The sequence below is a fragment of the Streptomyces sp. AN091965 genome (genome assembly GCF_022698285.1).
Classification (GTDB): domain Bacteria; phylum Actinomycetota; class Actinomycetes; order Streptomycetales; family Streptomycetaceae; genus Streptomyces.
The window spans coordinates 2,595,768-2,621,936 of sequence record NZ_JALDMY010000001.1 but is presented as its reverse complement, the minus strand read 5'-3'; the positions used below and the strand labels follow the sequence as shown (position 1 = coordinate 2,621,936).

Annotated in this window: 24 protein-coding genes; 12 read left to right on the top strand and 12 right to left on the bottom strand. The window is 71.8% G+C overall.

Annotated elements, in window-relative coordinates:
• Nucleotides 1–2 precede the first annotated feature (2 nt).
• On the bottom strand, nt 3–1,586 hold the full coding sequence (locus MQV74_RS10710; RefSeq protein WP_242716253.1) for a S8 family peptidase: 1,584 nt from the start codon (nt 1,584–1,586) through the stop codon (nt 3–5).
• 359 nt (nt 1,587–1,945) lie between these two features.
• Between MQV74_RS10710 and MQV74_RS10705 the strand changes: the two genes are divergently transcribed.
• The 3 genes from MQV74_RS10705 to moaA all read left to right on the top strand — a co-directional run bounded on the left by MQV74_RS10705 (nt 1,946) and on the right by moaA (nt 5,123).
• The gene (locus MQV74_RS10705; RefSeq protein ID WP_242716251.1) at nt 1,946–2,314 is read left to right on the top strand and encodes a DUF485 domain-containing protein; all 369 of its coding nucleotides are present in this window, start codon (nt 1,946–1,948) and stop codon (nt 2,312–2,314) included.
• A complete protein-coding gene (locus tag MQV74_RS10700; protein ID WP_242716249.1) occupies nt 2,311–3,972 on the top strand; it encodes a solute symporter family protein in 1,662 nt (553 codons plus the stop codon). Before MQV74_RS10705 ends, MQV74_RS10700 begins: the two co-directional genes overlap by 4 nt.
• Before the next feature lie 158 nt (nt 3,973–4,130).
• Nucleotides 4,131–5,123: a GTP 3',8-cyclase MoaA gene (gene moaA / locus MQV74_RS10695; protein ID WP_242716247.1), complete on the top strand. Its 993-nt coding sequence runs from the start codon at nt 4,131–4,133 to the stop codon at nt 5,121–5,123.
• A gap of 27 nt (nt 5,124–5,150) precedes the next feature.
• Here moaA and MQV74_RS10690 read toward each other — a convergent pair whose 3' ends face one another.
• Together MQV74_RS10690 and MQV74_RS10685 are read right to left on the bottom strand one after the other, a co-directional pair.
• Nucleotides 5,151–5,387: a hypothetical protein gene (locus MQV74_RS10690; protein WP_242716245.1), complete on the bottom strand. Its 237-nt coding sequence runs from the start codon at nt 5,385–5,387 to the stop codon at nt 5,151–5,153.
• Nucleotides 5,388–5,565: 178 nt separating this feature from the next.
• Nucleotides 5,566–5,955, bottom strand: a complete 390-nt coding sequence (locus MQV74_RS10685) for a DUF3099 domain-containing protein (protein ID WP_242716243.1) — start codon at nt 5,953–5,955, stop codon at nt 5,566–5,568.
• Nucleotides 5,956–6,168: 213 nt separating this feature from the next.
• On the opposite strand from MQV74_RS10685, the gene MQV74_RS10680 reads away from it, so the two are divergent.
• Nucleotides 6,169–6,444, top strand: coding sequence for a GlsB/YeaQ/YmgE family stress response membrane protein (locus MQV74_RS10680; RefSeq protein WP_030684223.1), 276 nt, complete (start codon nt 6,169–6,171; stop codon nt 6,442–6,444).
• A gap of 230 nt (nt 6,445–6,674) precedes the next feature.
• On the opposite strand, the gene tyrS is transcribed toward MQV74_RS10680, so the two are convergent.
• Genes tyrS through MQV74_RS10665 form a run of 3 tightly spaced genes read right to left on the bottom strand, consistent with a single transcriptional unit; the run spans nt 6,675 to nt 10,939 of the window.
• A complete protein-coding gene (tyrS, locus tag MQV74_RS10675) occupies nt 6,675–7,943 on the bottom strand; it encodes a tyrosine--tRNA ligase (RefSeq protein ID WP_242716241.1) in 1,269 nt (422 codons plus the stop codon).
• Nucleotides 7,944–8,003: 60 nt separating this feature from the next.
• Nucleotides 8,004–9,398 carry a TldD/PmbA family protein gene (locus MQV74_RS10670; RefSeq protein WP_242716239.1) on the bottom strand — a complete coding sequence of 465 codons (1,395 nt, stop codon included), beginning with the start codon at nt 9,396–9,398 and terminating at the stop codon, nt 8,004–8,006.
• Complete coding sequence (locus tag MQV74_RS10665; protein WP_278194124.1) at nt 9,395–10,939, bottom strand: TldD/PmbA family protein; 1,545 nt, start codon at nt 10,937–10,939, stop codon at nt 9,395–9,397. Before MQV74_RS10665 ends, MQV74_RS10670 begins: the two co-directional genes overlap by 4 nt.
• Nucleotides 10,940–11,160: 221 nt before the next feature.
• Here MQV74_RS10665 and fabG point away from each other — a divergent pair, with 221 nt between their 5' ends.
• From fabG to MQV74_RS10650, 3 genes are all read left to right on the top strand, one after another.
• Entirely contained in the window at nt 11,161–11,880 is a 720-nt protein-coding gene (fabG, locus tag MQV74_RS10660; RefSeq protein WP_242716230.1) for a 3-oxoacyl-[acyl-carrier-protein] reductase, read from the top strand.
• A gap of 5 nt (nt 11,881–11,885) precedes the next feature.
• Complete coding sequence (gene fabI / locus MQV74_RS10655; RefSeq protein WP_242716228.1) at nt 11,886–12,656, top strand: enoyl-ACP reductase FabI; 771 nt, start codon at nt 11,886–11,888, stop codon at nt 12,654–12,656.
• A 119-nt stretch (nt 12,657–12,775) separates the two neighbouring features.
• Nucleotides 12,776–13,171: a hypothetical protein gene (locus MQV74_RS10650; RefSeq protein ID WP_242716226.1), complete on the top strand. Its 396-nt coding sequence runs from the start codon at nt 12,776–12,778 to the stop codon at nt 13,169–13,171.
• 13 nt (nt 13,172–13,184) lie between these two features.
• Here the strand turns inward: MQV74_RS10650 and MQV74_RS10645 are convergent, their stop codons facing one another.
• Nucleotides 13,185–13,865, bottom strand: a complete 681-nt coding sequence (locus MQV74_RS10645) for a FadR/GntR family transcriptional regulator (protein WP_242716224.1) — start codon at nt 13,863–13,865, stop codon at nt 13,185–13,187.
• A 149-nt stretch (nt 13,866–14,014) separates the two neighbouring features.
• Between MQV74_RS10645 and MQV74_RS10640 the strand changes: the two genes are divergently transcribed.
• The 4 genes from MQV74_RS10640 to MQV74_RS10630 all read left to right on the top strand — a co-directional run bounded on the left by MQV74_RS10640 (nt 14,015) and on the right by MQV74_RS10630 (nt 16,756).
• On the top strand, nt 14,015–15,412 hold the full coding sequence (locus MQV74_RS10640) for a CynX/NimT family MFS transporter (RefSeq protein ID WP_374120606.1): 1,398 nt from the start codon (nt 14,015–14,017) through the stop codon (nt 15,410–15,412).
• 166 nt (nt 15,413–15,578) lie between these two features.
• On the top strand, nt 15,579–15,695 hold the full coding sequence (locus tag MQV74_RS40745) for an SGM_5486 family transporter-associated protein (protein ID WP_107065829.1): 117 nt from the start codon (nt 15,579–15,581) through the stop codon (nt 15,693–15,695).
• A gap of 191 nt (nt 15,696–15,886) precedes the next feature.
• Nucleotides 15,887–16,108, top strand: coding sequence for a hypothetical protein (locus MQV74_RS10635; protein ID WP_242716220.1), 222 nt, complete (start codon nt 15,887–15,889; stop codon nt 16,106–16,108).
• 129 nt (nt 16,109–16,237) lie between these two features.
• The gene (locus MQV74_RS10630; protein ID WP_242716218.1) at nt 16,238–16,756 is read left to right on the top strand and encodes a SixA phosphatase family protein; all 519 of its coding nucleotides are present in this window, start codon (nt 16,238–16,240) and stop codon (nt 16,754–16,756) included.
• Between the two features lie 81 nt (nt 16,757–16,837).
• On the opposite strand, the gene serB is transcribed toward MQV74_RS10630, so the two are convergent.
• Entirely contained in the window at nt 16,838–18,106 is a 1,269-nt protein-coding gene (gene serB, locus MQV74_RS10625) for a phosphoserine phosphatase SerB (protein ID WP_242716216.1), read from the bottom strand.
• A gap of 412 nt (nt 18,107–18,518) precedes the next feature.
• On the bottom strand, nt 18,519–20,261 hold the full coding sequence (locus MQV74_RS10620; protein WP_242716214.1) for a streptophobe family protein: 1,743 nt from the start codon (nt 20,259–20,261) through the stop codon (nt 18,519–18,521).
• A 308-nt stretch (nt 20,262–20,569) separates the two neighbouring features.
• Between MQV74_RS10620 and MQV74_RS10615 the strand changes: the two genes are divergently transcribed.
• The gene (locus tag MQV74_RS10615; RefSeq protein WP_242716212.1) at nt 20,570–23,212 is read left to right on the top strand and encodes an ABC transporter ATP-binding protein/permease; all 2,643 of its coding nucleotides are present in this window, start codon (nt 20,570–20,572) and stop codon (nt 23,210–23,212) included.
• 136 nt (nt 23,213–23,348) lie between these two features.
• On the opposite strand, the gene MQV74_RS10610 is transcribed toward MQV74_RS10615, so the two are convergent.
• The 3 genes from MQV74_RS10610 to MQV74_RS10600 form a co-directional block, all read right to left on the bottom strand.
• Nucleotides 23,349–24,038, bottom strand: coding sequence for a transglycosylase SLT domain-containing protein (locus MQV74_RS10610; protein WP_242716210.1), 690 nt, complete (start codon nt 24,036–24,038; stop codon nt 23,349–23,351).
• Nucleotides 24,039–24,360: 322 nt separating this feature from the next.
• Nucleotides 24,361–25,416 (bottom strand): S-adenosylmethionine:tRNA ribosyltransferase-isomerase, encoded by a 1,056-nt coding sequence (locus MQV74_RS10605; RefSeq protein WP_242716201.1) that lies wholly within the window; start codon nt 25,414–25,416, stop codon nt 24,361–24,363.
• Entirely contained in the window at nt 25,413–26,114 is a 702-nt protein-coding gene (locus MQV74_RS10600; protein ID WP_242716199.1) for an SDR family NAD(P)-dependent oxidoreductase, read from the bottom strand. Before MQV74_RS10600 ends, MQV74_RS10605 begins: the two co-directional genes overlap by 4 nt.
• Nucleotides 26,115–26,169: the final 55 nt, after the last annotated feature.

Below are 26,169 nucleotides of genomic sequence, written 5' to 3'. Positions count from 1 at the left end.
CTTCACTTCTTCTTCACGGCGTCGAGCGCGTCGACGATTCCGTAGCCGTAGAAGCCGTTGCGGTTCTTGTCGCCCTTGCAGACGGCGTCGACCTTGCCGTCACCGTCCGGGTCGTACGGCTTGTCCGGGCAGCCCGGGTTGTCCGCCTGCTTCTTGAGGAGCTTCTGGAGCTGGGCCGGGCTCGCCTTGGGGTGCGTGGACTTCAGCAGGGCGGCGACGCCCGCGGCGTGCGGCGAGGCCATCGAGGTGCCCTGCAGCCAGGCGTACTCGCCGCCCGGCATCGTGGAGAGGATGCCGCCGTCCTTCGAGGGGGTGTCCGTCGGCTTCTGGTAGCGGCGGTCACCGCCGGGGGCCGCGATGTCGACGACGCCGTTGCCGTACGTCGAGTAGTACGACTTGGCCTTGTACACGCCGGTCGCGCTGACCGTGACGACGCCCGGGAGCTGGGTGGGCACGTCGAGGCACTTGTGCGGGTCGATGGTGCGCTTGACCGGGGTGGAGTCGTCGGGGCTCGACTCGTCGACGATCTCGTTCGCGTCCAGGTCGTGGTTGGAGTTGCCCGCGGAGGCGAGGTTCAGGGTGCCCTTGCGCTGGGCGTAGCGCTGGGCCCGGTTGACCGCGTCGAGGATGGCCCGCTGGTCCGGGTCGTCCTTGCAGTTGTACAGCCACGGGTCCACGTAGTAGCTGTTGTTGGTGATCTCGATGCCGTTGTCGGCGGCGAACACGAAGGCGCAGACGACGCTCTCCGGGTAGAACAGCTCGCTGACCGGGTCGGCCACCTTGATGCCCGCGACCTTGACGCCGGGTGCCACCCCGGCGACGCCTATGCCGTTGCGGGCCGCGGCTATCTCGCCCGCCACGTGCGTGCCGTGGTAGTGCTCCTTCTTCGCCGGACGCCAGGCGCCGGGCGAGGTGTCGGCCTTGCCGCCGACACAGCTCGCCGACTGCTTGGCGGAGAAGCTGGGCGCCAGGTCGGGGTGCGTGTCGTCGACGCCGGTGTCGATGACGCCGACGGTGACCTTCTTGCTGCCCGGGTTGATCTGCGCGGCCTTGTCGGCGCCGATGGCCCGCAGGTCCCACTGGTCGCCCTCGAGCGGCTCGGGGGCGGCCTGGCCCGAAGCGGCCTTCCGCTGAGCCGACTTGAGCCGGTCGGCCCGGTCCTTGGACAGGAAGGTGGGGGCGCCCTCCTCGGTCGTCCCGGCCGCCGTCAGCGGGGCCGTGCGGGTCGCGCCCGCGGACTGCACGCCGCGCACCGCCCGCAGCTGCTTGCCGAAGTCCGGGTTGGCCGAGTGCGCGACGATCACGCCGATCTTCCGGTACGTCACCACGACCGTGCCGTCGGCCCTGGCGATCGCCTTCTTCACGGAGGCGATGGTCTTGGCGTCGGTGCGGGTGTTCACGACGTACGCCAGCTTGCCCGCCGCGGGCGCCTCGACGGCCCGTGCCGCGGCCGGTCCCGGGTTGTCGAGCGGGGCCGCCGCCGCGCCCGGGCCGAAGCCGACGGCCGCGGCGAGGGCGACACCGAGCGGCACGGCGAGCGCGAGCCGTCTGGAGCGGGACGGGCGCGAGGAGCGCAGATGAGCCATGGGTTCTCCACATCATCCGGATACGGAACTGCCCGAACACTGCTGGTGCTCGGGCAGGTGCTGACGGGTGGTGCCAGGTGCATGACTAGTGGTGCAGGGTGAAGCTAACCCCAGTGCTCCCGGGCCAGCAATGACTTCTGGCAAAAGGCCGGGAAAGCGCCCGTTCCAACCGCTCCGGGCGCGCCGTCGTGACGTTGAACAGCGCGGAGAAGCAATATCAACCCCCTGTCGGATCACGTCCCCTGGGCCTAACATCACCATCCTCGGCCCACGTGATCCGCGTCACTTCGAGAGCAGAGCACATGGATCACACCGCTTCCGTTTCCGTCCCCCCACCCCCCGTACCACGAGGAGACTCCGTGGCCACCGACGCACCGCCCCCGTCGAAGGGCGGCCCAGAACCCACCCGCTCGGTGCCCTCCACCGAGGAGTACGTCCAGGTGCAGCAGAGCGCGGAGTTCGGCGAACTGCGTGCCGCGCACCGCTCGTTCGCGTTCCCCCTCACCATCGCGTTCATCACCTGGTACCTCGTGTACGTCCTCCTTTCGAACTACGCCGGTGGCTTCATGGGCACCAAGGTGGTCGGCAACATCAACGTCGCGCTCGTGCTCGGGCTCGCGCAGTTCCTCACCACCTTCCTCATCGCCTGGTGGTACTCGCGCCACGCCGCCACCAAGCTCGACCCGCGCGCGGACGCCATCAAGTCCCGGATGGAGGGCGGCGCGTGAACACCCCGATCGCTTCGACCGCCACGGCCTTCCCCGAGGCCCACTCCACCGTGCTCGCCGCCAGCAAGGCCAGCGAGCACCGCCCGCTGATCATCACGCTGTTCGCGATCTTCGTCGTCGCCACCCTCGTCATCACCGTGTGGGCGGGCCGCCAGACCAAGAGCGCCGCGGACTTCTACGCCGGCGGACGGCAGTTCACCGGCTTCCAGAACGGCCTCGCCGTCTCCGGCGACTACATGTCCGCCGCGTCCTTCCTCGGCATCGCGGGCGCCATCGCCCTGTTCGGCTACGACGGCTTCCTGTACTCCATCGGCTTCCTGGTCGCCTGGCTGGTGGCGCTGCTGCTCGTCGCCGAGCCGCTGCGCAACTCCGGGCGCTACACCATGGGCGACGTCCTCGCCTTCCGCATGCGCCAGCGCCCGGTGCGCACCGCGGCCGGCACCTCCACCATCGTCGTGTCGATCTTCTACCTGCTCGCGCAGATGGCGGGCGCGGGCGTCCTGGTCTCCCTGCTCCTCGGCATCACCAGCGACGGCGGCAAGGTCGGCATCGTCGCGCTGGTCGGCGTCCTGATGATCGTGTACGTCACCATCGGCGGCATGAAGGGCACCACCTGGGTGCAGATGGTCAAGGCCGTCCTGCTCATCGCGGGCGCGCTCCTGCTGACCTTCCTGGTCCTGCTGAAGTTCGACTTCAACGTCTCCGACCTGCTCGGCACCGCCGCCGAGAACAGCGGCAAGGGCGCGCCCTTCCTGGAGCCCGGCCTCAAGTACGGCGCCACGTCGACGTCCAAGCTGGACTTCATCTCGCTCGGCATCGCCCTGGTGCTCGGCACCGCGGGCCTGCCGCACATCCTCATCCGCTTCTACACGGTGCCCACGGCCAAGGCCGCCCGGAAGTCCGTGAACTGGGCCATCGGCATCATCGGCGCCTTCTACCTGATGACGATCGCCCTCGGCTTCGGCGCCGCGGCCCTGATCAGCCCCAAGGAGATCACCGACTCCAACCCGGCGGGCAACACGGCGGCACCCCTGCTCGCCCTGCATCTGGGGGGCACCGACTCCAACTGGGGCGCGATCCTGCTCGCCACGATCTCCGCCGTCGCGTTCGCCACCATCCTCGCGGTCGTCGCGGGCCTCACGCTCGCCTCGTCCTCGTCGTTCGCGCACGACATCTACGCCAACGTGATCAAGAAGGGCAAGGCCGACGAGAAGGAGGAGGTCAGGGCCGCCCGCTGGGCGACGGTCTTCATCGGCATCGTCTCCATCGGCCTCGGCGCCCTCGCCCGCGACCTGAACGTGGCGGGCCTGGTGGCCCTCGCCTTCGCCGTCGCCGCGTCCGCGAACCTGCCGACGATCCTCTACAGCCTGTTCTGGAAGCGGTTCACCACCCAGGGCGCCCTGTGGTCGATCTACGGCGGCCTGACCACCGCCGTCGTCCTGGTGCTCTTCTCGCCGGTGGTGTCCGGCAACGAGAAGACCTCCATGTTCAAGGGCGTCGACTTCCACTGGTTCCCGCTGGAGAACCCGGGCCTCATCTCCATCCCGGTGGGCTTCCTGCTCGGCTGGCTCGGCACGATGCTCTCCAAGGAGGAGCCCGACAAGGACAAGTACGCGGAGCTGGAGGTGCGCTCCCTCACGGGCACCGGAGCCCACTGACGGAAAGCCGTCGCGCGGCCGCGTCGTAGATCCCTACGACGCGGCCGCGCGCGTCCTGTGGAAACGGCCTCTGTCGATGTCGGTCACGTCACGTAGGCTCATGGTCAAAGGGCGTACTACCGAACGCACCACCGATCCGGACCGGGGAGGGGGCCCACGTGCTCATCGACACGTACGGCCGAGTGGCCACCGATCTGCGGGTTTCACTGACCGACCGGTGCAATCTGCGGTGCACGTACTGCATGCCGGAGGAAGGCCTGCAGTGGCTGGCCAAGCCCGACCTGCTCACCGACGACGAGATCGTCCGCCTGGTCCGCATAGCCGTCACCCGCCTCGGCATCGAGGAGATCCGCTTCACCGGCGGCGAGCCGCTGCTCCGCCCCGGCCTCGTCGGCATCGTCGAGCGCTGCGCCGCCCTGGAGCCGCGCCCCAGGATGTCCCTGACGACCAACGGCATCGGCCTCAAGCGCACCGCCGAGGCCCTCAAGGTCGCCGGTCTCGACCGGGTCAACGTCTCCCTCGACACCCTGCGCCCGGACGTCTTCAAGACCCTCACCCGGCGCGACCGCCACCGCGACGTCCTGGAAGGACTCGAAGCGGCCCGCGCGGCGGGCCTGACCCCCGTGAAGGTCAACACGGTCCTGATGCCGGGGCTCAACGACGACGAGGCCCCCGACCTCCTGGCCTGGGCCGTCGAGCACGACTACGAACTGCGCTTCATCGAGCAGATGCCCCTGGACGCCCAGCACGGCTGGAAGCGCGAGGGCATGATCACGGCCGGTGACATCCTGGCCTCGCTGCGCACCCGCTTCGACCTCACCGATGAGGGCTCCGAGCAGCGCGGCTCCGCGCCCGCGGAGCGCTGGCTCGTCGACGGCGGCCCGCACCGCGTCGGTGTGATCGCCTCCGTCACGCGGCCCTTCTGCGCGGCCTGCGACCGCACCCGGCTCACCGCCGACGGCCAGGTCCGCACCTGTCTGTTCGCCACGGAGGAGACCGACCTGCGCGCCGCCCTGCGCGCTGCGGACCGTACGGACGAGGAGATCGCCCGCATCTGGAAGCTCGCGATGTGGGGCAAAAAGGCGGGATCAGGTCTGGACGATCCGGCGTTCCTCCAGCCCGAGCGCCCCATGTCGGCGATCGGCGGCTGACCCCGGCGCGGACGCACCGGAGGGGCCCTAGGCCGCCGGGCCGTCCCCGGAAGCCTGCGCGGCGTCCCACTCCGCCAGCGTGACGACGTCCTTGAGGAAGCCCCGCACACCGAGGAACTGGGACAGGTGCTCGCGGTGATCCTCGCAGGCCAGCCAGGTCTTCCGGCGCTCCGGAGTGTGCAGCTTCGGGTTGTTCCAGGCGAGCACCCACACGGCGGCCGCACGGCAGCCCTTGGCGGAGCAGACGGGGGTTTCGTCGGTCACGTATTCATCCCAAACAAGGCGACGCCGAGCAGCCACGGGGGGAGCTGCCCGGCGTCGGTCTGTCGCTCCGACGGGGGATGCGGAGCGCGTACGAAGTATGTCACGGCCAAGTGGGCGCCTGGCACCGGAACTCCATGATTGATCTGAGCTTTTCTTGAGCTTGGCGTAACGTCGTCGGTCAGCCCTGTTCCCGTGACGGCGCCCGGGGCTCCTCGCGGGCGGCCCTCGGTGGCTCTTCCGAGGCGCGTTCCGCGCTCCGCTCGCCGGGCGCGGCGGCGGCCAGCATCGGCCGCGACGGTGCCGGTACGAAGGTTGACGGAAGCGAAGGCGCGTTCTCCCGGCCCGCGTTGGCGATCACCACGGCGACGTACGGCAGCAGTATGCCGAGCACCAGCGCGACGAGCGCGACGTGCCGTTCGACGTTCCAGAGGACCGCGGCGGCAATGACCGAAACAGTGCGGACGGACATCGAGATCACATAGCGCCGCTGCCGTCCCCGCACGTCGTCCGCGAGGCCCTGCCTGGCCCCTGTGATCCGGAAGACCTGAGCGTCGTTCTGCTTCCGCATCACATTCCACCGCCTGCCCGTTCGCGCCAGACTCTCCCCGGCCTGGACCCCTCCACGTTACGCCGCACCTGCGCCGTCGCGTAGACCGGGTCCGGCCTCGCCCCATGGTCTCCGGTGCGTCGTGCCACGTATGGCGGCGCCCGACATGCGCCGTACGGAGGATGGGCCGACACTGAGCGTAATGCTCATGTCGAGCCGTCTGAGGAGGCAGCTATGGGCTGGTTGTGGGCGATCATCGTGGGCTTCGTGCTCGGTCTGCTCGCCAAGGCGATCCTGCCGGGGAAACAGCACAGTCCGCTCTGGCTGACGACCGTGTTCGGCATCATCGGCGGCGTGCTCGGAAACTGGATGGCCGCGGGCTTCGGCATCGACGAGACCAAGGGCATCGACTGGGGGCGGCACGCGCTCCAGCTCGGTGCGGCGCTCGTGGTCGTGGCAGTCGGCGACATGCTGTACAAGGCCGTCAAGGGCAACAGACAGACGACGTGACGCGGCCGCGGACACGCGCTCCGCGGACACGTGTGAGGGGCCGGTCCGCAGGGACCGGCCCCTCAGTCGCGCCGACCGCGGCCACGAGCTCGGCCGGACGGCTGCCGCGACCGGGGCCGGGCGGCCGCCGCGACCGGGGTCGGGCGGCCGTCGTGACCTGGGGCAGGCGGCCGTCGTGCGCGAGGCCAGCCAGCCGTCGTGCGCGAGCCGGTCAGCCGTCGTGCGCGGGGTCAGCCCGCCGTGACCTCCACCGCCGCCAGGTTCTTCTTGCCCCGGCGCAGCACCAGCCAGCGCCCGTGGAGCAGGTCCTCGCGGGCCGGGACGGCGTCCTCGGACGGCACCTTCACGTTGTTCACGTAGGCACCGCCCTCCTTGACCGTGCGGCGCGCGGCCGACTTGCTCGCCACCAGGCCGACCTCGGCGAGCAGGTCCACGACCGGGCCGAGCTCGGCGATCTCGACGCGCGGCAGCTCGGAGAGCGCCGCGGCGAGCGTCGCCGCGTCCAGGTCGCCGAGGTCGCCCTGGCCGAAGAGGGCCTTCGACGCGGCGATCACGGCGGCGCACTGGTCGGCGCCGTGCACCAGGGTCGTCAGCTCCTCGGCCAGCGCGCGCTGGGCCGCGCGCGCCTGCGGGCGCTCCTCGGTCTGTCGCTCGAGCTCCTCGAGGTCCTCGCGGGACTTGAAGGACAGGATGCGCAGGTAGCGGGAGATGTCCCGGTCGTCCACGTTCAGCCAGAACTGGTAGAACGCGTACGGCGTCGTCATCTCCGGGTCGAGCCAGACGGCGCCGCCCTCGGTCTTGCCGAACTTGGTGCCGTCCGCCTTCGTCATCAGCGGCGTGGCGATGGCGTGCACCGTCGCCTCCGGCGCCAGGCGGTGGATCAGGTCGATGCCCGCCGTGAGGTTGCCCCACTGGTCGGAGCCGCCGGTCTGGAGCACACAGCCGTGGCGCCGGTACAGCTCCAGGAAGTCCATGCCCTGGAGCAGCTGGTAGCTGAATTCGGTGTAGCTGATGCCCTCCTGCGACTCCAGGCGGCGGGCCACGGACTCCTTGGTGAGCATCTTGTTCACACGGAAGTGCTTGCCGATGTCCCGCAGGAACTCGATCGCGGACATGCCCGCGGTCCAGTCCAGGTTGTTCACCATCAGCGCGGCGTTCTCGCCCTCGAAGGACAGGAAGGGCTCGATCTGCGCCCGCAGCCGGCTCACCCAGCCCGCGACCGTCTCCGGGTCGTTCAGGGTGCGCTCGGCCGTGGGGCGCGGGTCGCCGATCTGGCCCGTGGCGCCGCCCACCAGGGCCAGCGGGCGGTGGCCCGCGAGCTGGAGGCGGCGCACGGTCAGGACCTGCACCAGATGCCCGACGTGCAGGCTGGCCGCGGTCGGGTCGAAGCCGCAATAGAACGTGACGGGACCGTCCGCGAGCGCCTTGCGCAGTGCCTCTTCGTCGGTGGACTGGGAAAACAGTCCCCGCCACTTCAGCTCGTCGACGATGTCCGTCACGGGTCTCTTGTCTCCTCGGGAGTGATCGGTACGCACACCTCTGGGGTGCGGTCTACGAGGTTATACGCCCTGGCTGACCGAACTCATATTGAAATCCGGGACCCGCAGCGCGGGCATGGCCGCCCGGGTGAAGTAGTCGCCCCACTCGCGCGGCAGCGTCTTCTCCGTCCGGCCCGCCTCGGCGGCCCGCGACAGCAGGTCCACGGGCGACTCGTTGAACCGGAAGTTGTTCACCTCGCCCACCACCTCGCCGTTCTCCACCAGGTACACGCCGTCCCGGGTCAGGCCCGTGAGCAGCAGCGTCGCCGGGTCGACCTCGCGGATGTACCACAGGCAGGTCAGCAGCAGGCCGCGCTCGGTGGCCGCCACCATCTCGTCCAGGGAGCGGTCCGAGCCGCCCTCCAGGACGAGGTTGTCGATCGACGGGGCCACCGGCAGACCGGTCAGGGCGGCGCTGTGCCGGGTGGTGATCAGGTGCTTCAGCTCACCGTCGCGCACCCAGTCGGTGGGGGTGAGCGGCAGGCCGTTGTCGAAGGCCGACGCGTCGTCGCCCGAGGCGTGCGCGAGCACGAAGGGCGCCGCCTCCAGGCCCGGCTCGTTCGGGTCGCTGCGCAGCGTCAGGGGCAGCGGGGCGAGCCGCTCCCCGACGCGGGTGCCGCCGCCCGGCTTGGAGAACACCGTGCGGCCCTCCGCCGCGTCCCGGGCCGTCGACGACCACAGCTGGTAGATCAGCAGGTCGGCGACCGCGGTGGGCGGGAGCAGCGTCTCGTAGCGCCCCGCGGGCAGCTCCACGCGCCGCCGCGCCCAGGCCAGGCGCTGGGCCAGCTCCTCGTCGAGCGCCGCCGGGTCGACGTCCTTGAAGTCGCGCGTGGCCCGGCCCGCCCAGGCCGAACGGGTGCGGTCCGGGGACTTGGCGTTCAGCTCCAGGGTGCCGCTCGGCTGGTCGTGACGCAGCCGCAGGCCCGTCGACGTGCCCAGGTAGCTGGTGGTCAGCTCGTGGTTGGCGAAGCCGTACAGCTCGCGGCCGCCCGCCCGGGCACGGGCGAAGGCCTCGCCGAGGGCGGGTGCGAAGTCCGCGAAGACGGCCGAGGAGGTCTCGGCGGGCCCGTCCGTGAAGTCCGGGGCCGCCGGGGCGCCGGTCACCAGCGGCTGGGCGTCCTCGGCGGGCCCGGCCGCGCGCGCCGCGGCCTCGGCGGCCCGCACCAGCGGCTCCAGGTCGTCCCCCGTCACGGCCGAGCGCGAGACGACGCCGGACGCGGTGCCCTTGGCCCCGTCGACCGTGGCGATGACGGTGAGGGTGCGGCCCCGGGTGACGCCGTTGGTGGTGAGGGCGTTGCCCGCCCAGCGCAGGTTCGCCGTCGACTCCTCGTCGGCGATCACCACACAGCCGTCGGCGGTCGACAGCTCCAGGGCCCGCTCGACGATCTCGTGCGGCTTGCTCGTACGAGGGCTCATCGCCCGGCCTCCTGCGTGGTGTTGAGGATGTTGACGCCCTGGAAGAGGGCGGAGGGGCAGCCGTGGGAGACGGCGGCGACCTGGCCCGGCTGGGCCTTGCCGCAGTTGAAGGCGCCGCCGAGGACGTAGGTCTGCGGGCCGCCGACGGCCGTCATCGAGCCCCAGAAGTCGGTGGTGGTCGCCTGGTAGGCGACGTCGCGCAGCTGCCCGGCGAGCCGGCCGTTCTCGATCCGGTAGAAGCGCTGGCCGGTGAACTGGAAGTTGTACCGCTGCATGTCGATGGACCACGACCGGTCGCCCACCACGTAGATGCCGCGCTCCACGCCGCTGATCAGGTCGTCCGTGGACAGGCCCGCCGGATCCGGCTGGAGCGACACGTTCGCCATGCGCTGGACCGGCACGTGCGCGGGGGAGTCGGCGTACGCGCAGCCGTTGGAGCGCTCGAAGCCGGTGAGCCTCGCGATGCGCCGGTCCAGCTGGTAGCCGACGAGCGTGCCGTCCTTGACCAGGTCCCAGGACTGCGCGGCCACGCCCTCGTCGTCGTACCCGATGGTCGCGAGGCCGTGCTCGGCCGTCCGGTCACCCGTGACGTTCATCAGGGACGAGCCGTACGCGAGCTTGCCGAGCTGGTCGAAGGTGGCGAAGGAGGTGCCCGCGTACGCCGCCTCGTAGCCGAGGGCGCGGTCCAGCTCCGTGGCGTGGCCGATGGACTCGTGGATCGTCAGCCACAGGTTGGAGGGGTCGACCACCAGGTCGTACAGGCCGGGCTCGACGCTCGGGGCGCGCATCTTCTCGGCCAGTTGCCCGGGGATCCGGGCCAGCTCGTCGTCCCAGTCCCAGCCCGTGCCGGTCAGATACTCCCAGCCACGGCCGACCGGCGGCGCGATCGTCCGCATGGAGTCGAACTCCCCGGTCGACTCGTCCACGGCGTGTGCCGTCAGCTGCGGGTGCAGCCGCACGCGCTGCTGCGTGGTGACCGTCCCCGCCGTGTCCGCGTAGAACTTGTTCTCGTGGACGGTGAGCAGCGAGGCGTCCACGTGCGCGACCCCGTCGGCGGCCAGCAGGCGCCCGCTCCAGTCCGCGAGCAGCCCCGTCTTCTCCTCGTCCGGGACCGAGAAGGGGTCGATCTCGTACGCGGAGACCCACGTCCGGTCCTCGTGCACCGGCTCGTCCGCGAGCTCTACCCGTTCGTCGGACCCGGCCGCCTTGATGACCTGGGCCGACAGCTTGGCCATCGCCACCGCCTGGGACGCGACGCGCGCCGCCGCGTCCATGGTCAGGTCCACGCCCGAGGCGAAGCCCCAGGTGCCGCCGTGCACCACCCGCACCGCGTACCCCAGGTCCGTGGTGTCGGAGGACGCGGCGGGCTTGGCGTCCCGCAGCCGCCAGGCGGCGCTGCGCACCCGCTCCAGGCGGAAGTCCGCGTGCTCGGCGCCGAGCGCCCGCGCGCGGGCCAGCGCCGCGTCGGCGAGGGCCCGCAGCGGCAGCGCCGTGAAGGCTTCATCGATGGAATGAGGCACGGAACGTCTCCCTGCTGTCATCTGCGGTCGGCTCCGGTCCGCCGCCGTCTGCTCCGGTCCACGGCCACCCCCGGGCACCGGTCATGTCCGATCATCGCGTGCGAACCGGCCGCTCGGCCATACCTTTCTGTAGGGATCCAACAGCGAGTCATCTGCGCCACTGTCGGACGCCGATTCTCCGGATCGCGTACGGGACCGATAGGTTTCCGGGAGACCACACAGTCAATGAGAAGGGTGATCCCTTGAGCCGCTCGGTTCTCGTCACCGGAGGAAACCGGGGCATCGGCCTCGCCATCGCCCGCGCGTTCGCCGACGCCGGGGACAAGGTGGCGATCACCTACCGCTCGGGTGAACCGCCCAAGGACCTCACCGCCGTCGGCGTGCTCGCCGTCAAGTGCGACATCACCGACACCGAACAGGTGGAGCAGGCCTACAAGGAGATCGAGGAGAAGCACGGCCCGGTCGAGGTCCTCGTCGCGAACGCGGGCATCACCAAGGACCAGCTTCTGATGCGCATGTCCGAGGACGACTTCACGTCCGTCCTCGACACCAACCTCACCGGCACCTTCCGCGTCGTGAAGCGGGCCAACCGCGGCATGCTGCGCGCCAAGAAGGGCCGCGTCGTCCTCATCTCCTCCGTCGTCGGGCTGCTGGGCTCGGCGGGCCAGGCGAACTACGCCGCGTCCAAGGCGGGCCTGGTCGGCTTCGCCCGCTCGCTCGCCCGCGAGCTGGGGTCGCGCAACATCACCTTCAACGTCGTCGCGCCCGGTTTTGTCGACACCGACATGACCCAGGCGCTCACGGACGAGCAGCGCGCGGGCATCGTGGCGCAGGTGCCGCTCGGCCGTTACGCGCAGCCCGAGGAGATCGCCGCCACGGTGCGGTTCCTCTCCTCGGACGACGCCTCGTACATCACTGGAGCCGTCATCCCCGTTGACGGCGGATTGGGCATGGGTCACTGATCACCATGAGCGGAATTCTCGACGGCAAGCGGATCCTGATCACGGGTGTGCTGATGGAGTCCTCCATCGCCTTCCACGCTGCCAAGGTCGCGCAGGAGCAGGGTGCCGAGGTCATCCTGACCGCCTTCCCGCGGCCCACGCTCACCGAGCGCATCGCCAAGAAGCTGCCCAAGCCCGCCAAGGTCATCGAGCTCGACGTCACCAACGAGGAGCACCTCGCCCGCCTGGAGGGCGTGGTCCGCGAGGAGCTCGGCGGCCTCGACGGCGTCGTCCACTCCATCGGCTTCGCCCCGCAGGACGCGCTCGGCGGCAACTTCCTGAACACGCCGTTCGAGTCGGTGGCCACGGCCATGCACGTCTCGGCGTTCTCGCTGAAGTCGCTGACCATGGCCCTGCTGCCGCTGATGCCGGAGGAGGGCGGCGCGGTCGTCGGCCTGACCTTCGACGCGCAGTTCGCCTGGCCGCAGTACGACTGGATGGGCCCGGCCAAGGCCGCCCTGGAGGCCACCAACCGCTACCTGGCGCGTGACCTGGGTCCGCGGAACATCCGCTGCAACCTGGTCTCCGCGGGCCCCATCGGCTCCATGGCCGCCAAGTCCATCCCGGGCTTCGGCGAGCTCGCCAAGGTCTGGGACAGCCGCTCCCCGCTCCAGTGGGACATGGCCGACCCCGAGCCCGCGGGCCGCGGCATCGTCGCGCTGCTCTCGGACTTCTTCCCGAAGACCACGGGCGAGATCATCCACGTCGACGGCGGCGTGCACATGATGGGTGCCTGATCCCCCTCTGACGTCTCAGACGCGTCGACGCCCCGTTCCCGCAGTGCGCGGGGGCGGGGCGTCGCCCGTTCGGCCCCGCTGACCGGGCGGCGCCGGGGCCGGGCCGCGCACCCTGGAGTGTGCGCTGGTCACCCGGTGCGGCGCTCGCCGCGCTCGCCCTCCTGATCACCCTGCCGTACGACGCCGTGTCCCACGCGGCGTCCCACGCGGCCGGGCAGCGCGCGCGGGGGGACCAGGAGCGGCCCGCGAGCGCGGCTCCGGACCCGCGCCCGGCCGCGGCGGACCGGCCGTTCGGCGCGGAGTGCCGCAGCAACGTCGTCGGCTCCCACGTCGTCGCGTACTGCCACAACCCGTACCCCGACACCGACCGGCTTCGGTTGCACGTCGAGTGCGACCGGTGGTGGGACATCGACAGCGACAGCCGTCCGGTCGCGGCCGGGCCCGCCAGGACGGTGCGGCTCGCGGGCCGCTGCTGGAAAGAGGTCCGCTCGGTGTGGATCAGCCACCAGCGCTGACCCCAAGGGCCGCTCAGCCGTTGAGCCGCTCCGGGTGGCACAGGTAGGGGTAGCTCGCCGCCTCGGCGGCCGCCGCGTCCGCGTCCCGCGCGCGGATCGCCTCGACGAGACGGCCGTGGTCCATGTACGCCGCCGGCGTCAGCTCCTTGCCGATGTCCTCGCGCAGCCAGTCCCGCAGCACCTCGCCCAGGTCCGCGTAGAGCGCGATCAGGACGTCGTTGTGGGACGCGGCCACCACCGCCATGTGCAGGGTCGCGTCGGCCGCCACGAACGCCTCGGCGTCGCCCGACGCCCACGCCTCCTCGCGGCGCGCGAGCAGCGTGTCCAGCTGCTTCAGGTCCCGCTCCGTGCGCCGCTCGGCGGCGAGCTTCGCGGCGCTCGACTCCAGCGTGGCGCGCAGCTCCGCGATGTGCCGCGGATCGGCGTCGGCGAACCTGCGCTGCATCACGCCCGCCAGCTCGCTGGTCGCGACCACGTACGTGCCCGAGCCCTGCCGGATGTCGAGCAGGCCGTTGTGGGCGAGGGCGCGCACGGCCTCACGGACCGTGTTCCTGGCCACGCCCAGCTGCTCGACCAGCTCGGGCTCGGTGGGGATGCGGGAGCCGACCGGCCACTCGCCCGACGAGATCTGATTGCGCAGGGCGGCGATGACCTGCTCGGACAGCGCGGAGCGGCGCGGGGTGGTCAGCGGCATGTGCATCCTTCGGCGAGGTCGGCGGCGATGTCGTCGGGCACGGCGGGCTCAGTGCGCTGGGCGGGACCTGGTGGACCCGATCAGCCCGTCGGCCCCGTTGAGCCCGCTGAGCCCATTCAGGATTGGACAGGCAATCATCCCATGATTCTATGATGGCTCTCATGGTCAGTGAGGAAGCGGATACGACACGCGGGACGATGACACCACCGGGCCCGGCCGGAGCGGCCGTTCGGCAGGCTGCCGCCGCGGCGGACCCGGCGGGTGCGAACGGCGGCGGACCGGCGCGCGGTGCCGCGGACGCGCCGGTCGAGCCGGGTGGAACGACCGCCCCGCGCGCGTGGGCGACGCGACTGATCGTCGTCGGCATCGTCCTCGCCGCCCTCAACCTCCGGCCCGCCATCACCAGCCTCGGCGCGCTCCTCGAAGAGGTGCGGGACGGCCTCGGCATGAGCGGCACCCTCGCGGGACTGCTCACCTCCGTGCCGCCGCTCTGCTTCGCCCTCTTCGGCAGCCAGGCCCCGCGCCTGGCCCGGCGCTTCGGCTCCGGTGCCGTGGTGTGCGCGGGCATGGCCGCGATAGCCACCGGCCTGCTGGTCCGCCCCTTCATCGGCGGCACCGCGGGCTTCCTGGCGGCCACCGCGTTCGCCCTCATGGGCATCGCCGTGAGCAACGTCCTGATGCCGGTCATCGTCAAGCGCTGGTTCCCCGACCGCGTCGGCTCGATGACCGGCCTGTACTCGATGGCCCTCGCCCTCGGCACCTCCCTGGCCGCCGCCGTCACCGTGCCCCTGACCGACGCGCTCGGCGGCAGCTGGCGCACCGGGCTCGGCGTCTGGGCGGTGCTCGCCGTCGTCGCCGTCGTGCCGTGGCTGCCGCTGGTGCGCGAGCGCGGCACCGGGGCGGCCCCCGCCGAGCGGGTCCCGGCCGCCGTCCGGCGCGAGGACGACGCGCTGCGCATCACCCACAGCCGCACGGCCTGGGCCCTCGCCTGCTTCTTCGGGCTCCAGGCCACCGCCGCCTACATCACCATGGGCTGGCTGCCGCAGATCTTCCGGGACGCCGGCGTGCCCGCGAGCGAGGCAGGGGTGCTGCTCGCCGTCACGATGGCCATGGGCGTACCCCTCGCCTTCGTGATCCCGCGCGTGGCGACCCGGCTGCCCCACCAGGGCCCCGTCGTGGTCGTCCTCGGCGCCTGCGGCCTCGCCGGATACGCGGGCCTGTACCTCGCCCCGGCGGGCGGCGCCTGGGCGTGGGCGCTGTTGTGCGGCATCTCCAACTGCGCCTTCCCGCTCGCGCTCACCATGGTGGGCATGCGCGCCAGGAGCAGCGCGGGCGTGGCCAAGCTCTCCGCCTTCGCGCAGAGCACCGGCTATCTGATCTCGATTCCGGGACCGCTCCTGGTGGGCGTGCTCTACCAGCACAGCGGGGGCTGGGGTCTGCCGCTCGCGCTCATGGCGGGCCTGATGGTGCCGCAGATCGCGGTCGGCTTCCTGGCGGGCCGCGACCGCACGATCGAGGACGAGGTGGCGGCGAAGGCCGCGGCCTGACCCGGCGGCCCGCCCGCCACCGGGGGCGGGCCGCCGCGGGCCGAGGACGGGTCTCCGCGGGCCGGGGCGGGTCCCCGCGGGCCGAGGGCGGGCGTCGGCGACCCCGGCCGGGGTCCGCGCGCACCCCGACGGCGGGTCCACGGGCCCGGGATGGGAGACTTGCGGCATGCCAGTGCTCGACCCGAACCCCCAGAACGGCCAGAAGAAGCTCCTCATCGTGCTCGGCGCGATGCTGGCCATCACCGTGATCATCGGGATCATCGCGTCCGTCGCCTCGCCCTGAGGCCCCGCCGGATCACCGGCGAACCAGCCCTCCACCGCGGGATGGTGGTGCTAGCCCCACCATCCCCTAGGGGGCCAGTGTCAGGGTTATCTGGGTGGATCACCGGATGGGCCGAGGGGCCGGGACTCCGTACCTTCGAGATGTGGCCGCGACAACGCGGCACGGAGCACTCGAAGGTTCTTGGAGGCGGCATGTCGGCCCGTGCGCACACCCGACGCGACCCGGCAGAGCGGGCGGAGCCGGCCGCGGTCGAGATCCAGCTCCCGTGGTGGGCCATCGCCCTGCCCGCGATCGCCTTCGCCGCCCTGCTCCTGCTGATACTGAACCCGGTGGACGCCCACGCGGCCAGCGGCGAGCCCGTGGTCACCCACCTCTTCGAGCGCGTCAGGGTACTCCTCGCCTCCCTCCAGTGACACGTCCGTGCCTGGTCGCGGGCGGGCCCACCACCTCAGGAGACACCTGGTGAACGCCCCGTCACCCCTGGCGGGGGAGCCCGCCAACTCCCTGCGCCCGTTGGCGTGTTTCATGCGAAGCTGGGACGCATGAGCGTCGCAGAACCCCGCAGGATTGTCCTTTTCCGGCATGCGAAGGCCGACTGGCCCCAGGTGTCCGACCACGAGCGTCCGCTCGCCGAGCGCGGCCGCAAGGACGCCCCCGTGGCCGGCCGCAAACTCGCCGACACCGGAATCGTCTTCGACCTGGCCCTGTGCTCGACCGCCGCCAGGACCCGCGAGACCTGGAAGCTCGCCGTCCAGGAGTTCCCGCAGCGTCCCCGGACGGTGTACGAGGACCGGGTCTATGAAGCCTCCCCGGGCGAGCTGATCGCCGTGCTCAACGAGACCCCGGACGACGTGCGCGACCTGATCCTCATCGGCCACAACCCCGGCGTCCACGGCCTCGCCGACGTCCTGGCCGGAGAGGCCGAGGGCGACGCCCAGGTGCGGATGAACCGCCGGGGCTTCCCCACCTCGGCGTTCGCCGTCCTCACGTACACCGGCTCGTGGAAGGGCCTGGAGCCCGGCACGGCGACGCTGGTGGACTACTGGGCGCCGTCCGCCTAGCGGCACGCAGGAACCGCCGACCCGTGCGAAGGGCCCGGCACCCCTGGGGTGCCGGGCCCGACCCGTACGCGGAGCGGCGGTCTACTCGTGGTCCAGGTGCATGTCCGCGGCCTCGACCTCTTCGCGGGTGACGCCGAGCAGATACAGGACGGTGTCGAGGAACGGCACGTTGACGGCCGTGTGGGCGGCCTCGCGGACCATCGGCTTGGCGTTGAACGCGACGCCGAGACCGGCGGCGTTCAGCATGTCGAGGTCGTTCGCGCCGTCGCCGATCGCGACGGTCTGCTCCAGCGGGACGCCCGCCTCGTCGGCGAAGCGGCGCAGCAGCCGGGCCTTGCCCGCGCGGTCCACGACCTCGCCCGTCACCTTGCCGGTGAGCCTGCCGTCGACGATCTCCAGGGTGTTGGCGTGGGCGAAGTCCAGGCCGAGACGTTCCTTCAGATCATCCGTGACCTGGGTGAAGCCGCCGGAGACCACGCCGACCTGGTAGCCCAGGCGCTTGAGGGTGCGGATGAGCGTCCGCGCACCCGGGGTGAGCCGCACTTCCGAGCGGACCTTGTCCACCACCGAGGCGTCGAGCCCTTCGAGGAGGGCGACGCGCGCGTGCAGCGACTGCTCGAAGTCCAGCTCGCCGCGCATCGCGGCCGCCGTCACCTCCGCGACCTCCGGCTCGCAGCCCGCGTGCGCGGCGAAGAGCTCGATCACCTCGTCCTGGATCAGCGTCGAGTCGACGTCCATCACGACCAGGCGCTGCGCGCGGCGGTGCAGCCCCGCGGCGACGACCGCGACGTCGACGCCGAGCGCCGCGGCCTCCAGCGCGAGCGCCGTGCGCAGGGGCTCGGTCTCCGTGCCGGACACCGCGAACTCCACCGCCGTGACCGGGTACTTGGCGAGCCGGAAGATGCGGTCGATGTTCCCGCCGGTCCCCGTGATGCTCGCCGCGATCGCGGCGGTCGACTCCGCGGTGAGCGGGTGGCCGAGCACGGTCACGTGCGAGCGGCCCAGGCCGCGCGGGCGGTTGTCGCCCCGGCCCGAGATGATCTCGGCCTGCAGGCTCACGGAGTCCGCCCAGGAGTGGACGGTGGCCCGCAGATCCCCTTCGAGGCCGTGCGGCGGCGCGGTGACCAGCGCGCACAGCACTATCCGGCCCCGGGTGACGACCTGCTCGATGTCCACGACGTCCACGGAGTACGCCGCGAGCGTGTCGAAGAGGCCGGCGGTGATGCCGGGGCGGTCCTTGCCGAAGATCTTGACGAGCAGCGTGGGGAGATCAGCGTTGGCGCCCACCGGCGAGGGGGTGCCGGGCGGCGCGGTGGCGCCGGAGGGCGCGGGGGGCGTGGAGGCACTCATGGTGATCCCCACGGTAGCTGGCGGCGCGGGCCGGGTGACGGGGGTGTCCGGCTGCCGGACACCCCCTCGCCCCCTTGTTCATCCCCCGGCCCCGCCGTGCTCGCCCGGTGCCCGTCTTGCTGTCACTCCTCGGCTCGGCGGGGGTGCCGTCGCTGCCGCGCGGGCTGCTCGGCTCCCCCTCCCGGGTGCTGTGGCTCGGTGGGTGCCGCCGTTGGTGCGGCGGGTGCTTCCCGCCCACCCGCATCGCTACGGCCGTGCGAGGTCCGGCCCCGACGTGGAGCGCTGTGGCTCGGTGGGTGGCGCCGTCGTTGGTGCGGCGGGTGCTTCCCGCCCACCCGGATCCGCGCGGGCGTCCTGCTGAAGTTTTGCGGGTGGGTGGGACCGCCCCGGACGCGCGGAGCGCGGCGTGGGGTCAGGGCCTCCGCTTCGGTGGCGGCGGTGGCGGCGGTGGGGGAGGCGGCGGCACAGGCCACTCCCGCGCCCCCCGCCGCCCCCGCTTCGCCTCGTCCGGCGGCGGCGGTGGTACAGGGCTCGCGACGGTCGGCGCCCCGCTGCCGGGCGGCGACCCACCCGCCCCAGGGACAGGCCCCCCGTCCGGCACCCGCAAGTACGGGTTCGTCTCGGCCCGCGGCGGCCGGTAGGGCGTGCTCTGCCGGTAGGGCCCCACGTCGTCCGGGGCCGACGGGGCCTGCGAGCCCGAGGCCAGCGGCGCCACCCGGCCCCCCGCCGCCCCGGTGGCCCGCGCGAGCAGCGCCCCGGCGGCCCCGGCCCCCGCGCCCCACGCCGCGCCGAGGAGCGCGGCGAGCGTCAGGTTCCCGTGCAGTTCGAGCCCGGCCCCGAACGCGTCGAAGCCGAGGACGGAGAGGGAGGCGTCCGCGGACACCCCGGTCAGCCAAGCCATCAGCGGCAGGGCCACCGCCGTGACCGCCCCGAGCGTCAGCGCGCAGCGCGCGACGAACCCGGCGGTACCCCGAGAAGAGGCCCCGGCCGAAGCCCCTGAGGCCCCCGAGGCCTCCCGCACCAGCGGACTGCGTACCGCCGTGAGCACCCCCGCGAACAGCATCATCACCGCGGTCGCGACCCCGAGCAGCCACACCCGGCCGTCGAGTTCGGCGAGCCGCCCCAGCGTCAGGGGCTTGTCGGAGCCGCTCAGCAGATCGTCCACCGGGTCCGGCAGGAACCGCGTCAGGGCGCCCGAGGCCTCGCCGTCGTAGGGGACGAAGAGACCGACGGGCAGGCCGAGGAAGACGCCGTTGGGGGTGCCGAGGAGCGCGCCGCCCATGACTCGCTTGGGGTGGTCGTCGCCGATCGCCGCGTACGCGGCCGCGGCGAGCCCCGCGACGACGGCCATCAGGACGACCGCGACGAGGGCGGACGCCGCGGGCCGCAGCAGCCGGTGGACGACGTCGAGGCCGGGCGGCAGCGGCGTCCGGCGGGACGCGAGCAGCGCGATGAGCAGCACCACGACCGACCAGATCGCGCCACCGAGCAGGGTGGCTCCGGTGTCGACGGTGAAGCCGACCGCGGCCTTCGCCTCGACGAGGTCGCGGAGCCGGTCGGGCAGGAGCCCGCCGATGTCACCGATGCCGCCGATGTCCTTGAGGCCGTCGGGAATCCGGTCGCCGATGCCGCCGGGAAGGTCACCGAGGCCTTTGTCGATTCCCTTGTCAATTCCTTTGTCGATGCCCAGCTGTTCGCCGTTGATCGTGATGATGTCGTGACCGGCCCAGGCGAGTCCGCCGAGCATCCCGACGAAGAGGGCGATCACCGCACCGGCGCGCGCCGCGAGTTCGGCGGGCGAGATCACAACTCCCGCGCCGCGCAGGGAACGTAAAAAGAAGTAGGAGAGGAGGACCGCCCCGGCGAGACCCACGCCCAAGGGCGCGACGTCAATGGCCGTGGTCGCCTCGGCACCCTTGAGGCCGAAGGCCGACACATCACCGGATGGGGTGATGGAGCCGCCGACGCCCAGGGCGATCGCCGCCGCCGTCATCGGCCCGAGCGACGCCGCCGCGTCCGCGCCGAGCAGGTGCAGACCAAGGGCCGCCGTCCCCGCCATGCCGATCAACGCCCAGCTGACCGCCGCGATCGCGGAGAGCAGCACGTCCCCCCAGGGCACGCTCCGCCGCCCGCCCTCGTACCCGCCGCTCACCATCAGACCCCCCGAGCTCGCCGCGCGTCGCCCTCGGCCCGCGGACGCACGGCAGGGGCGACATCGACGACATGGGTGACATGGTCGATATGTGCGGCATGCTCGTGATCCGTACTCGCTGAGAGCCCTTACCACTTTCCGAGGCGATATCTGCCCCGTCAACGGGGCAGTCATAGTGGCCCGTACGCAGTCTTCACAAGGCCCGACTTTCGGTCAGAGGCCTCCGCCTGAAATAGTTCCTCCCGATGTTCGACATCCCTAGACTCCCCATAGATGGGGGCAACTCGGGGGACAACTCAGTGGGGCATGGAGTGCCGGAACTCGTACTGGAATTGAATGGCAGGTCCTGGACGCTCGACGCGTCCCGGACCTACACCCTCGGACGCGATCCGCAGGGTGACATCGCGCTCGACGACGCCAGGGTCTCCTGGCGGCACGCGACGATCAGCTGGAGCGGCCGGAGCTGGGTCATCGAGGACCACGGCTCCACCAACGGCACCTTCGTGCAGGGGCAGCGGATCCACCAGATGGAAATCGGCCCCGGGTCGGCCGTCCATCTGGGCAACGCGACGGACGGGCCGCAGCTCGTCCTCTCCGGCGGCGCGCCCGGCGCCGCCGCCGCTGCCATGTCCGCGCCGGGCGCGCAGCAGCAGACGCAGCACGCCCCGCCGCAGGCCGCGCACGCGCCGCCGCAGCAGGCCCCTGGCCAGGCAGGACCCGGCCATCAGGAGGCTCCGGGCTGGGCGGCACAGCCGCAGCACCAGGCGCCGCAGTATCAGCAGCACCAGCAGCAGATGCCGCAGCAGCAGGCCTGGCAGCAGGCGCCGCAGCACCACGCGCCGCAGCCGCAGCACGCGCAGGTGCCACCGCAGCAGGGCCCGGGCGCGGGCGTGGGACCCGGTGGCGCGGCGGGGGCCCCGCCGGTCTACGGCGACCGCAGCCCGACCACGTACCACCAGTTCGCGCTTGGCCGAAAGATGCGCATCGGCCGCGCCCTGGAGAACGAGCTGGTGGTCTCCGACCTCCAGGTCTCACGACACCACGCCGAGTTCACCTCGACGCCCGACGGCCGCTTCGAACTGCGCGACCTCGGCTCGCACAACGGCACGTACGTCAACGGCATGCCGATCGCCAAGGCGTCGACGGTCCTGATCGGCCCGAACGACATCGTCGGCGTCGGTCACTCCACGTTCCGCCTGGTCGGGGACCGTCTTGAGGAGTTCGTCGACACCGGTGACGTCTCCTTCTCCGCACGCCATCTGACCGTCACGGTCGACGGCGGCAAGCAGATCCTCAAGGACGTCTCCTTCGGCGTCCCGGAGAAGTCCCTGATCGCGGTCATCGGCCCGTCGGGTTCCGGCAAGTCCACCCTGCTCAAGGCGCTGACCGGCTACCGGCCCGCCAACCAGGGCGACGTCCTCTACGACAACCGGAACCTGTACAAGCAGTTCGCCGAGCTGCGGCAGCGCATCGGTCTGGTCCCGCAGGACGACATCCTGCACAAGGAGCTGACCGTCAACAAGGCGCTCAAGTACGCGGCCAAGCTCCGCTTCCCCGCCGACACCAGCGACCAGGAGCGCCAGCAGCGCATAGGCGAGGTCCTGCGCGAGCTGAAGCTCGACATCCACAAGGACAAGAAGGTCACCTCCCTCTCCGGCGGCCAGCGCAAGCGCGTCTCGGTCGCCCTGGAGCTGCTCACCAAGCCGTCGCTGATCTTCCTGGACGAGCCCACGTCGGGCCTCGACCCGGGCATGGACCGCGACGTCATGCAGCTCCTGCGCGGGCTCGCCGACGACGGCCGCACGGTCCTCGTCGTCACGCACTCCGTGGCCGAGCTGGCCCTGTGCGACAAGCTCCTGGTGATGGCGCCGGGCGGCTCGGTGGCGTACTTCGGTCCGCCCGAGGAGGCCCTGAACTTCTTCGGCTACGACACCTGGGCCGACGTCTTCTCCGCCTTCGAGAACTACCGCGACTACGACTGGGCGGGCCGCTGGAAGGGCTCGCAGCACTACCAGATGTACGCCGCGGACATCGACGCCGTCGCCGCGCAGTCCGTACACATGCCGCCGCCGCAGGCGATCAAGCCGCCCAAGCCGCAGGGCTGGGGCTCACAGCTGATCACCCTGATCCGCCGCTATGTGTCGGTCATCGCGTCCGACAAGGGCTTCATGGCGCTGATGCTGATCCTGCCCGCGGTGCTCGGCGCGGTCAGCCTGCTCATCGACCCGGACAAGGGCCTGCTGCCGGTCGTGAACCCGAAGACCGGCAAGATCATCCCGAACGGCACGGCCACGACGGTGCTCCTGATCCTCGCGGTCGGCGCCTGTTTCGCGGGCGCCGCGAACTCCGTGCGTGAGCTGATCAAGGAGCGGGTGATCTACGAACGCGAGCGCGCGACCGGCCTGTCGCGCTCCGCGTACCTGATGTCCAAGGTCATCGTCCTCGGCATGATCACGGTGCTCCAGGGCGCCCTGGTCGGCGCCATCGGCTTCTCCACCCGGGAGATCCCGGAGAAGGGCCTGGTCCTCGGCAGCCAGGTGCTGCTCGAACTCTCCCTGCCGATCATGGGTCTCGGCTTCACCTCGATGATGTTCGGCCTGATCATCTCGGCCCTGGTGAAGACCGCCGAGAAGACCATGCCGCTGCTGGTCATGTTCGCGATCATCCAGGTCGTGTTCACCGGCTGTCTGTTCATCCTGCACGGCACGGTCGGCGTCAACGAGTTCTCGTATCTGATGCCCTCGCGCTGGGCGGTGGCCGCCGCCGGCAGCACGCTGGACTTCAACAGGATCAGCCCCAACCCGGACGACCCGGGCAGCACCGACCCGCTGTGGGACCACGAGGGCGGTGCCTACGTCATGGACATGGCCGCGCTGCTCGCCCTCGGCGCGTTCTGCGGCTTCCTCGTGGCCCGGTTCCTGCGCCGCCACGAGCCGGAGGTCATGCGCAAGTAGCACCGCTCGCGCGGACGCGCCTCGCGCGCAGCCGCGCGGAGCGGACACACGAAGAAGGGCGGCACCCCGCACGGGGTGCCGCCCTTCGGCGTCTGTGAGCTCGGCCTCGGGGGAGGTCCGGTCCTGGAGGTGCGGCTCAGTAGGCGCCGTTGACGTTGTCGATCGAGCCGTACCGGTGGGCCGCGTAGTTGGCGGCGGCGGTGATGTTGGCGACCGGGTCGTAGATGTTCGTCGAGGTGCCCTCGACGTGGTACGCGCTGAACGTCGGCTGGATGACCTGGAGCAGGCCGATCGACGGGGTGCCCTTCTGGGCGTTGATGTCCCAGCCGTTGATGGCGTTCGGGTTGCCCGTGGACTCGCGCATGATGTTGCGGTGCAGGCCCTCGTACGAGCCGGGGATGCCCCTGCTCTTCATGATGTCGAGGGACTGGCGGATCCAGCCGTCGAGGTTGTTGGCGTAGACCGGCTTGCGCGCGGCCGCGCGGCTCGCGGCCTCCTTCGCCTTGCGGTCCTCCTCGACCTTCTTCTTCGCCGCGGCCTCGTCCTCGGCCTTCTTCTTCGCGGCGGCGTCCTTGGCCTGCTTGTCGGCGTTGGCCTGCTGCTTGCTGACGTTCTCGTGCACGGCCTGCTGCGTCTTGGCGGGCACGGACCAGGCGGCGGCGTGGGCGCCGAGGGCCTCGGTCCGCGTGGCCTCGGCCTGGGAGCTGCCCGGCGCGATGGAGAAGGCGAGGGCGGCGGCGCCGAGCGTGGCGACACCGGCGATCGAGAACTTCTGGGCCTTGGTCAGGGTCGAGCGACTATGACCAGAGGGGGTGCGCTTGGACATGCGGAGTGGACCTCTTCGTATCGGGAGGCCGCTCTGGCACCGGCGGGGGACGTGTTGCTACCGGCAAAACGCCGCGGTGCGAGGACCGCGGCGCCGAGCGACGGGAGCAATTCTTAGCGGGCGCAAAATTCGGTGGCAAAGCTGCGACGTACGATCCGCGATAGTGGACCGGGGGGTCGGCGGCCCGCGCCGAGACCCGCGCTTAGCCTTCCTTTACTGCGTCCTGTCCTCCACTAAGGTGCTTCGTACGTGATGTGCGTCCTATGCGCGGGCTCACATCGGACGCGTAACAGTTTCACCATCAGTTGCTGAAGCAATGCTCTCAGTGAGCAAACTCCTCCCGGAGGAGGAGGTGGACGTCGCCGAACTCGTGCCACAGGTAGAGACGGCGTACCGCCTCGGCATAACCCCGCTCCACGGCGGCCCGGCCCGCCACCGCCTCCAGCATCAGCAGATGCGAGGCCTCCGGCTCGTGCAGGCCGGTGAGGAGCCCGTCCACCACCCGCACGCCCCGCTCCGGCGTCACCACCAGGCCGGTGCGCCCCGCCGCCGCCCGCACCGCCCCGTCGGAACCGGCCGCCGACTCCACGGCCCGCACGGCCGTCGTACCGACCGCGATCACCCGGCCCCCGCCCGCCCGCGCCGCGTTGATCAGCCGCGCCGACGACTCCGGAACCTCGTACCGCTCCGGGTACGGCGGCTCGTGCGCCTCCGGTGACGCCACCCCCGTATGCAGCCGGACCGGCGCGAACTGCACGCCCCGGCTCACGAGCCGCGTCACCAGGCGCGCGGTGAACGGCCGCGCCGCACTCGGCATCTCCGCGCTCCCCGTGCCGTCGGCGGACGGCACGGCGAACACCGTCTGGTACGCGGACAGCGGCTGGTCCCGCTCCGTATAGGAGTAACGAATGGGCCGCCCGTGGCGGCGCAGCAGCCGCGGCACGTCCACGGCCGCCCGCGTCCACCACAGCCGCCCGCTGTCCGCGCTCAGCGGCTCCTCACAGACCAGGCCCACCTTCCCGGGGAGCTCGACCACCGCTCCCCGGGGCCCGCCCGCCCGCGCGCGGGTGGTGCCCCTCCCATCGGGCTCCCGCAGCTCCACGGCCCACCGCCCGTCCGGCCCGAGCGTCGAGAAGTGCACCACTACGCGCGCGTGGCCCATCCGTCCGTCGACCGCCGCGGGCAGCGTCGGCGAGGTGTTCACGACCAGCACGTCACCGGCCCGCAGCAGCTCCGGAAGCTCCGTGAACGCGTGGTGCGACACCGCGCTGCCCCGCGACACCAGCAGCCGTACGGAATCCCGGCGCAGACCGCGGCCCCGCCGCTCCACCGGCAGCGCCGCGTGCAGGCCCTCGGGCACCCGCACCGAGACCGTCATGACACCGACAGGAGCGCCGGGGCCGCGTACCGCCCGCTCGCCGGACGCTCGTCCAGCAGCCGAAGGAACGCGGGCACGACCGTCTCCGGCAGCGGCCGCCCCGAGGCGTCGTCGACCGGCACCGCCGCCTGATAGAGGTCCGTACGCATGTCGCCCGGATCGACGGCCCACACCCGAAGCCCCGGCTCCTCCGCCGCGAGCACCGCCGTCAGCTGGTCGAGGGCCGCCTTGGACGCCCCGTACCCGCCCCACGTCTCGTACGCCTCCGCCGCCGCGTCGGAGCTGACGTCGACCACCGCCCCGCCCGCGCGCGAGGCACGCAACAGCGGCAGCGCCTCCTGGACGAGGCCCAGCGCGGCCACCACGTTCGTCTCCAGGGCCCGCCGCAGGCCGTCGAGGGAATGCGCCTCCAGGCGGACCAGCGGTTCGGCGCCGAGCGCGCTCGCGTTGTTCACCAGCAGGTCGAGCCCGCCGAACGCGCGGGCCGCCGCCACCAGGGCGGTGCGGTGCCCGGCGTCCGTGACGTCCCCCGCGACGGCGCGCACGCGCCCGCCACGGCCGCCGAGCTCCCGCGCGGCCTCCTGGAGCACCGCGTCCGTCCGCGCGTCCAGGACCAGGTCCCAGCCGCGCCCCGCGAGCGCCGCCGCCAGCGCCCGCCCCAGTCCCTTCGAAGCCCCCGTGATGATCGCCACCGGCATGGCCTGCCCCCTTCGTCCCGTTGGTCTGTCCCGCTGCTGCGTCCGTCGGTGCGCA

Excerpts from the sequence above, each read along its gene's own strand:
- MQV74_RS10710 (WP_242716253.1), bottom strand. The coding sequence starts at position 1,586 with ATGGCTCATCTGCGCTCCTCGCGCCCGTCCCGCTCCAGACGGCTCGCG.
- MQV74_RS10685 (WP_242716243.1), bottom strand. The coding sequence starts at position 5,955 with ATGCGGAAGCAGAACGACGCTCAGGTCTTCCGGATCACAGGGGCCAGG.
- MQV74_RS10680 (WP_030684223.1), top strand. The coding sequence starts at position 6,169 with ATGGGCTGGTTGTGGGCGATCATCGTGGGCTTCGTGCTCGGTCTGCTC.
- MQV74_RS10670 (WP_242716239.1), bottom strand. The coding sequence starts at position 9,398 with ATGAGCCCTCGTACGAGCAAGCCGCACGAGATCGTCGAGCGGGCCCTG.
- MQV74_RS10665 (WP_278194124.1), bottom strand. The coding sequence starts at position 10,939 with ATGACAGCAGGGAGACGTTCCGTGCCTCATTCCATCGATGAAGCCTTC.
- fabI (WP_242716228.1), top strand. The coding sequence starts at position 11,886 with ATGAGCGGAATTCTCGACGGCAAGCGGATCCTGATCACGGGTGTGCTG.
- MQV74_RS10645 (WP_242716224.1), bottom strand. The coding sequence starts at position 13,865 with ATGCCGCTGACCACCCCGCGCCGCTCCGCGCTGTCCGAGCAGGTCATC.
- MQV74_RS10640 (WP_374120606.1), top strand. The coding sequence starts at position 14,015 with ATGATGGCTCTCATGGTCAGTGAGGAAGCGGATACGACACGCGGGACG.
- MQV74_RS40745 (WP_107065829.1), top strand. The coding sequence starts at position 15,579 with ATGCCAGTGCTCGACCCGAACCCCCAGAACGGCCAGAAGAAGCTCCTC.
- MQV74_RS10635 (WP_242716220.1), top strand. The coding sequence starts at position 15,887 with ATGTCGGCCCGTGCGCACACCCGACGCGACCCGGCAGAGCGGGCGGAG.
- MQV74_RS10630 (WP_242716218.1), top strand. The coding sequence starts at position 16,238 with ATGAGCGTCGCAGAACCCCGCAGGATTGTCCTTTTCCGGCATGCGAAG.
- serB (WP_242716216.1), bottom strand. The coding sequence starts at position 18,106 with ATGAGTGCCTCCACGCCCCCCGCGCCCTCCGGCGCCACCGCGCCGCCC.
- MQV74_RS10620 (WP_242716214.1), bottom strand. The coding sequence starts at position 20,261 with ATGGTGAGCGGCGGGTACGAGGGCGGGCGGCGGAGCGTGCCCTGGGGG.
- MQV74_RS10610 (WP_242716210.1), bottom strand. The coding sequence starts at position 24,038 with ATGTCCAAGCGCACCCCCTCTGGTCATAGTCGCTCGACCCTGACCAAG.
- MQV74_RS10605 (WP_242716201.1), bottom strand. The coding sequence starts at position 25,416 with ATGACGGTCTCGGTGCGGGTGCCCGAGGGCCTGCACGCGGCGCTGCCG.
- MQV74_RS10600 (WP_242716199.1), bottom strand. The coding sequence starts at position 26,114 with ATGCCGGTGGCGATCATCACGGGGGCTTCGAAGGGACTGGGGCGGGCG.